The sequence below is a fragment of the Mesorhizobium sp. P5_C1 genome (assembly GCF_054049815.1).
Genome location: NZ_JBFULQ010000332.1, coordinates 1 through 6,309, shown reverse-complemented (window position 1 = coordinate 6,309; position 6,309 = coordinate 1). Strand labels below are relative to the sequence as shown.

9 protein-coding genes are annotated in these 6,309 nt (G+C 63.4%); 5 read left to right on the top strand and 4 right to left on the bottom strand.

The features are described from left to right. The 5 genes from ACXJ7R_RS22175 to ACXJ7R_RS22155 all read left to right on the top strand — a co-directional run. The coding region (locus ACXJ7R_RS22175; RefSeq protein WP_457153724.1) for an RtcB family protein at positions 1-1,035 on the top strand (1,035 nt) is incomplete at its 5' end. Further along, positions 1,022-1,633 carry a peptide chain release factor H gene (gene prfH / locus ACXJ7R_RS22170; RefSeq protein ID WP_457153723.1) on the top strand — a complete coding sequence of 204 codons (612 nt, stop codon included), beginning with the start codon at positions 1,022-1,024 and terminating at the stop codon, positions 1,631-1,633. The genes ACXJ7R_RS22175 and prfH, both read left to right, overlap by 14 nt. A gap of 72 nt (positions 1,634-1,705) precedes the next feature. Next, on the top strand, positions 1,706-2,395 hold the full coding sequence (locus ACXJ7R_RS22165; protein WP_457153722.1) for a helix-turn-helix transcriptional regulator: 690 nt from the start codon (positions 1,706-1,708) through the stop codon (positions 2,393-2,395). 89 nt (positions 2,396-2,484) lie between these two features. Beyond that, on the top strand, positions 2,485-2,880 hold the full coding sequence (locus tag ACXJ7R_RS22160) for a VOC family protein (protein WP_457153721.1): 396 nt from the start codon (positions 2,485-2,487) through the stop codon (positions 2,878-2,880). Beyond that, positions 2,877-3,308, top strand: a complete 432-nt coding sequence (locus tag ACXJ7R_RS22155; RefSeq protein WP_457153720.1) for an EVE domain-containing protein — start codon at positions 2,877-2,879, stop codon at positions 3,306-3,308. Before ACXJ7R_RS22160 ends, ACXJ7R_RS22155 begins: the two co-directional genes overlap by 4 nt. A gap of 1 nt (position 3,309) precedes the next feature. On the opposite strand, the gene lhpI is transcribed toward ACXJ7R_RS22155, so the two are convergent. The 4 genes from lhpI to sppA form a co-directional block, all read right to left on the bottom strand. Further along, positions 3,310-4,275: a bifunctional Delta(1)-pyrroline-2-carboxylate/Delta(1)-piperideine-2-carboxylate reductase gene (lhpI, locus tag ACXJ7R_RS22150; RefSeq protein ID WP_457153719.1), complete on the bottom strand. Its 966-nt coding sequence runs from the start codon at positions 4,273-4,275 to the stop codon at positions 3,310-3,312. Between the two features lie 37 nt (positions 4,276-4,312). Further along, complete coding sequence (locus tag ACXJ7R_RS22145; protein WP_457153718.1) at positions 4,313-4,669, bottom strand: DUF1049 domain-containing protein; 357 nt, start codon at positions 4,667-4,669, stop codon at positions 4,313-4,315. Positions 4,670-4,711: 42 nt separating this feature from the next. After that, the gene (locus ACXJ7R_RS22140) at positions 4,712-4,996 is read right to left on the bottom strand and encodes an integration host factor subunit beta (RefSeq protein ID WP_006200394.1); all 285 of its coding nucleotides are present in this window, start codon (positions 4,994-4,996) and stop codon (positions 4,712-4,714) included. A gap of 81 nt (positions 4,997-5,077) precedes the next feature. Continuing rightward, positions 5,078-6,034, bottom strand: a complete 957-nt coding sequence (sppA, locus tag ACXJ7R_RS22135) for a signal peptide peptidase SppA (protein ID WP_457153717.1) — start codon at positions 6,032-6,034, stop codon at positions 5,078-5,080. Positions 6,035-6,309: the final 275 nt, after the last annotated feature.

Here is a 6,309-nt window from a genome sequence, read left to right as displayed (position 1 = left end):
GGGCCGACCGGGATTGCGGTGTTGTCGGAACGGCTGCATCCGCAGCTGATCGGCAATGACATTGGCTGCGGCATGTCGCTGTTCGAGCTCGATCTGCCGCTGCGCAAACTCAGGATCGACAAGGCCGTCGAATGCCTGCGCCAGATCGAAGCGGAGGATATCGACCCGCATGCGGCGCTCGCTGGCGCGGACCTGCCGCTGGATCTCTACCCCGATGCCTTGGGCACGATCGGCGGCGGCAATCATTTCTGCGAGCTGCAGGCGGTCGACCAGGCGATCGATGCGGCTGGTGAAAACCTGTTCGACCGCCAGAAGCTTTATCTACTGGTGCATTCCGGCTCGCGTGGGCTTGGTGCCTTTGTGTTCGGGCAGATGCTCGACCTTCAATCCGCGTTCATCGCCGGGCTTGATCCGCAGTCCGCCGAGGGAAGGAACTGGCGCCGCCAGCATGATCTCTGCGTCACCTGGGCATCGCTCAACCGCAGGCTGATCGCCGAGCGTGCGGCAAGCGCCTTGCGCAGCGAAGTTCGGGTGGTGGCTGATGTACCGCACAATCTAGTCCGCGACCGGGCCGATGGTTTCGTCCATCACAAGGGGTCGGCCGCGGTGCGGATGGGAGATATCGCGCCGATCGCGGGTTCGCGTGCCAACCTGAGCTATGTCGTGCGGGCGCTCGACGGAACGGGTCCATCGCTGGGCGGCATTTCGCATGGCGCCGGGCGCAAATACGACCGCGCCACCATGCATGGCCGCACGAGGCGCAACAGGTCGGAGCGCGACGCCTTGCTGAGGAACGTGTGGGGAGGGCAGCTGATCTGCGATGACCGTAACCTGGTCATCGAGGAAGCGGCTTCGGCCTACAAGGACGCTGGGCAAGTGGTGCAAGATCTCGCCGATGCCGGCTTGGTCGTGACGCTGGCGGCGATGAAACCGCTGGTGACTTACAAGAAGGCGATAGACGGCCCGCTCGACCGGACGCGCAAGAAGCCATCGCGTGAACGCGCATCGAGGAGGGCGGATCATGGCCGCGATTGACATGCTTCTCACATCGGGCAGCGGGCCGGTGGAATGCCGCATCGCCCTGATGGCTCTGGTCGACATAATCAAGAGCGAAGCCGGCAGGCTTGGCTATGCGATCGAAGTTACGCTTGGTCACGAACCGGACCGGCATGGCGCCAAATCCGCCATACTCAGCCTTGAGGGGCGCAACGCCGAGGCACTTGCCGAGGAATATTGCGGCACCGTCAAGTTCGTCTTCAAGAGCCCGGTGCGGCGGGGCCACAAACGGCAGAACTGGTTCGTCGGCGTGCAGACCGTGGATTTGGCGGTGGCCGCCGCCGTGTCGGTCGCACTGTCCGATGTCCGGTTCGAAACCTTGCGGGCTGGTGGTCCTGGCGGACAGCATCAGAACACCACCGACAGTGCGGTGCGTGCCGTTCACCTGCCGACAGGCATTGTCGTCACGGCACGCAACGAGCGATCGCAACACCGCAACAAGGCGATCGCACTGAGGCGGCTGGAGGCGATGTTGCGCGTCCTTGCCGACCGTGAAGTCGACATGTCGAAGACGCAGATGTTCGTCGCCAACAAGGCCTTGGAACGCGGCAACGAAGTCAAGGTATTCCATCTCTGATGTCGCGGCTTGGACCACTGCACACGTCCGAACGAGATGCATTATCGTGGAGACAACAAAGGCCGGAGAATCATGTCCCGCTCTGAACGCTTGCTCGACCTGATCCAGACGTTGCGCCGGCACCGCCGGCCGGTGAGCGGGCAGGCGTTGGCCGATGAACTCGGGATTTCGATCCGCACGCTCTACCGCGACATCGCCACGCTGCAGGGCCAGGGCGCACCGATCGAGGGTGAGGCGGGACTGGGCTATGTGCTCAAGCCCGGCTTCATGCTGCCGCCGCTGATGTTCAGCGACGAGGAGATCGAAGCCATCGTGCTCGGCTCGCGCTGGGTCGCCAAGCAGCCGGACCAGCGTCTGTCGGCGGCCGCCGCCAACGCGCTGGCCAAAATCGCCGCCGTGCTGCCGGATGATTTGCGCGAGGATCTCGATGCGAGCACGCTGCTGGTCGGGCCTCCCGCAGCAGTCATCGAGGGCATCGACCTCGGCCTGGTGCGGCAGGCGATCCGCAACGAGCGCAAGCTCGGCTTTTTGTACCGCGACGCAGGCGGCGCGGCCTCCGAACGGGTGGTCTGGCCGTTTGCGCTGGGGTTCTTCGACAAGGTGCGGGTCGTGGTGGCGTGGTGCGAGATGCGCCAGGATTTCCGGCATTTTCGCACCGATCGGATATCCGGCCTCAACGCCACCGACACGCGCTATCCGCGCCGTCGCCAGGCACTGCTCAAGGCATGGCGGGCAACGCTCGACAAGCCGCGCAGTTCGTGACCGCGTGGCTCGTGACGACTGCTGCCAGAATCTGACAGTAGCTCATTCTATGGTCGCCAAGTTGAAACACTGAACCTTGGAGAGCAGACATGATCGCCCCGAATTTCGTCATCCTCTATGTCGATCAGCCGCAGCGGAGCGGCACCTTCTATAGCGCGCTGCTCGGTCGCGAGCCCGTCGAAAGTTCGCCGACCTTCGTGCTGTTCGTGCTCGACGCGGGCTTCAAGCTCGGCCTCTGGTCGCGTCATACGGTGGAGCCGGCCGCAGCCGCGGCAGGCGGCGGCGCCGAAATCGTCTTTGCGCTGGATACGCCGGACGCAGTAGATGCCGCCCATGCCGACTGGGCCGGACGAGGGCTGAAGATCCTGCAGACGCCGACCGACATGGATTTCGGCCGCACCTTCGTCGCGCTCGATCCCGACAATCATCGCCTGCGCGTTTACTGGCCCTCCGATGGGGAACAAGCCAATGGGGGACAGAAATGAGTGCGCATTGGATTGCGGTGGCGTCGGCCGAACATGTCCGGCACGGGCGCCAGGGCGGCTTCATGCAGGTCAATCACGGCAAGGCAGCACCCCTGCGCCGCGTCAAGCCTGGTGACGGCATCGCCTATTATTCGCCAACCACCATTCTCGGCGAAAAAGACGGCCTGCAAGCGTTCACGGCAATCGGCACGGTGCGGGAAGGCGAGCCCTATCAGGGCGATATGGGCGCCGGCTTCACGCCGTTCCGCCGCGATGTCGCCTGGGCAGAGGCAGAGGAAACATCGATCAAGCCGTTGCTCGACAGACTGGACTTCAGCGCCGGCAAGTCCAACTGGGGTTATCAACTGCGCTTCGGCCTTTTCGAAATCAGCGCGCATGATTTTTCGCTGATCGCAGAGGCGATGGGCGCCAAACGGCTGCGGCGGTGAACTAAGCCACGAGCGCCTTGTAGACGGCAATGCCGGCGGCAAGGTCCTCGAGGGCTGCGCCAACCGACTTGAACAGCGTGATCTCACTGGCGCTCTCGCGACCCTTCTTCTGACCGCGCGTCAATTCGTGCAGGTCGGCGACAATGGCGTCCGGCTTCAGCACGCCGGAGGCCAGAGGCTGGACGATGTCGCCAGCCTCCTTGGTGGCGCCGGCGCGGGTGTCGACATAGACGCGGGCAAGCGCGATCGCGTCATCATCGCTTTCGCGCATCGTCGGGGTAAAGCCGCCGACCAGGTCGACATGGCTTCCCGGCTGCAACAATGCGCCCTTGATCAGCGGTGTCGTGGTGATCGTCGCCGAGGAGACGATGTCGGCCTGCCCAAGTTCGGCATCGAGATCGCTTGCCGCGCTGGCCGTGAAGCCTTCGGCGCGCAGGTCGGCTGCGACCTTCTCGGCATTGGCAGGGGTGCGGTTCCAGATGCGGATGGTCTTGATCGGCCGCACGGCGCAATGCGCCTTGGCGAGGAAGGGCGACAGCGCGCCGGCGCCGACCACGAGCAGCCGCGAGGCGTCCTCGCGGGCGAGATAGGAAGCGGCCAGCGCCGAGGCGCAGGCGGTGCGCCACTGCGTCAACCGTTGGCCGTCGATCAAGGCTTCGGGTTCGCCGGTGGCGCCATTGAGCAGCAGATAGAGCCCCATCACCGCAGGCTTGCCGATGGTGTTGTTGTCAGGCGAGACGGTGACGATCTTGACGCCGATGTGACCACTGGCCGATGTGCCGGCAGCGTTGAAGTCGGTCCATGCCGGCATCAAAAGCAGTGTCGAGGCGGCGCCGTCGGGCCGTTCGACCGAGTGATGATGTCTGACCGGCTGCACCGCACCGTCACGAAACGCGGCGCGCAGCGTGTCCACCAGTCCGGAAAAGGTCAGTGCATGATCGACCTCGGCGGCCGAAATGGTCAGCATGGAAAACTCCGCGGAAAGAAAGCTGCCGACCGGCGGTTCAAGTGGTCGGCTTTGGCAATGCCGATCCTTGGGCCGATCCTTGGGCAGATCCCTGTGGTGCCGCCGGCGCGCGGCTGACCGCCTGGCGCAGGTTCTCGGCTTCGACGCCACGCTGGCGCGCCAGCTTGCGGTAGCGGCCCTGCTTGACCCAGGTTGCCAGGCTGCCAACGACCATGCCGATGGCGAGCGCCAAAAACAGGAAGATGAACAGCGGCAAGGTCAGCGTCAGCTTTGGATTGCCGGGGTTGAACGGGTCCAGCGTGAAGGCGACCAGTTCGCGATTGGCGACGGCGAGCGCGATCAGGATGATCGCCAGGGGCACGAAGACCACGATGAGCATGAAGCGATTGAACATGATGTTTTCCGTCGGAAAGGCTGTCTGGCGCTGACGCGGCGCCTACTTGCCGCCGTTCAGCCTTTCGCGCAGCTCCTTGCCGGTCTTGAAGAACGGCACCCATTTCTCCTCGACCTCGACGGACTCGCCGGTGCGTGGATTGCGGCCGGTGCGGGCGGGACGGTTTTTCACCGAAAATGCACCGAAGCCGCGCAGCTCGACGCGATTGCCTTCGGCAAGAGCGTCGGTGATCTCATCGAAGATCGCGCCGACGATGTTTTCGACGTCGCGCAGGAAAAGATGCGGATTGCGCGTGGCAATAATCTGCACAAGTTCGGACTTGATCATCAGACGGGTCCCCGTGAAAGCAGTACGGTCAAAATTATGAGGATGATTTTATTTGCTTTTTCACTTGCCCCAAACGGCATCTCAAGGGTGCCAGACGGAAACGAGACCGTCAAGAAACAAGCGGTCGGCGCCGAGTTCATGAATGACATCGCCGCTGTAGGCGGGCAGGCCGAGCGCGCTGCCGATGGTTTGCGCCATCGCTTTCGAGAACAAAAAGCCGCCGCGCCGTTGCGTATCCTTCCACTCGACGACCTTCAGTTTGGCATCGACGCCCTTGGTCGCCAGCCAGCCGACCGCCTCGGTCTCGCCGCCGACAGCATCGATCAGCCCGTTGGCGACGCCCTGGCGGCCGGTGAAGATCGAGCCATCGGCGAGCGCCAGCGCTTGCTCGCGGGTCATCTTGCGGCGCTCGGCGACGATGCCGACGAACCAGTCGTAGCTGTCGAGGATGAGCTTGCGGACCATGGCGCGCTCGTCGTCATTGGTCGGCTTGAAGGGAGATGGCGAGGCTTTCAGCGGCGAGGATTTCACTTCCTCAAGCTTGACGCCGAGCTTGTCCATCAGGCCGCTGACATCAGGATACTGGATCAGCACGCCGATCGAGCCGACGATCGAGGTCTTGCGGGCAACGATGTGATCGGCGGCGCTGGCGATCATGTAGCCCGCCGATGCGGCAAGCGTGCCGACTTCCGCGACCACCGGCTTGTCGGCGGCCAGCTTGCGCACCTCCTCATAGACCGATTCACCGCCGACCGTGGTGCCGCCAGGCGAATCGATCGACAAGATCACGCCTTTCACCTTCGACGACTGGCGGATGGTTTCCAGCCGCTTGATGAGTTCCTCGTCCTCGGTGATGGTGCCTTCGATCTTGACCTTGGCGATATGGTCGACGGCCGAGCCGGTGAAATCGTCGCCATAGAACCAGGTTGAAAGTGCAATCACCCCAAGTGCCACGATGCCGATGGCGGCAATCCGCCAGAATGTCAGCTTGCGCCGCAAGCGGCGGCGGTCGATCAGGTCGTCGGCTCTCAGTGCCATGGTCAGCCTTTCAGTCGGCGGGAGGAGACGCTTTTAGACCATCATCTTCCCATCTGGAAGCAATTCTCTTTTCCGGCTCAACAAGACAATCCGCGCGGACAGTCGAGTTGGCCATGCCGGATGCGCCATCGGGCAGGTCAGGGCGGGCTCCGCCCCTCTCCAGGCACAGGTCTCTTCACGTATTTGTGCAATCGCCGCGAGGTCCGGCGGCGAAGATCGGCATCTGATAAATTTTACGCCGCGTGTCTGTTTCTGCTATGAAGAACGGGCAGTTG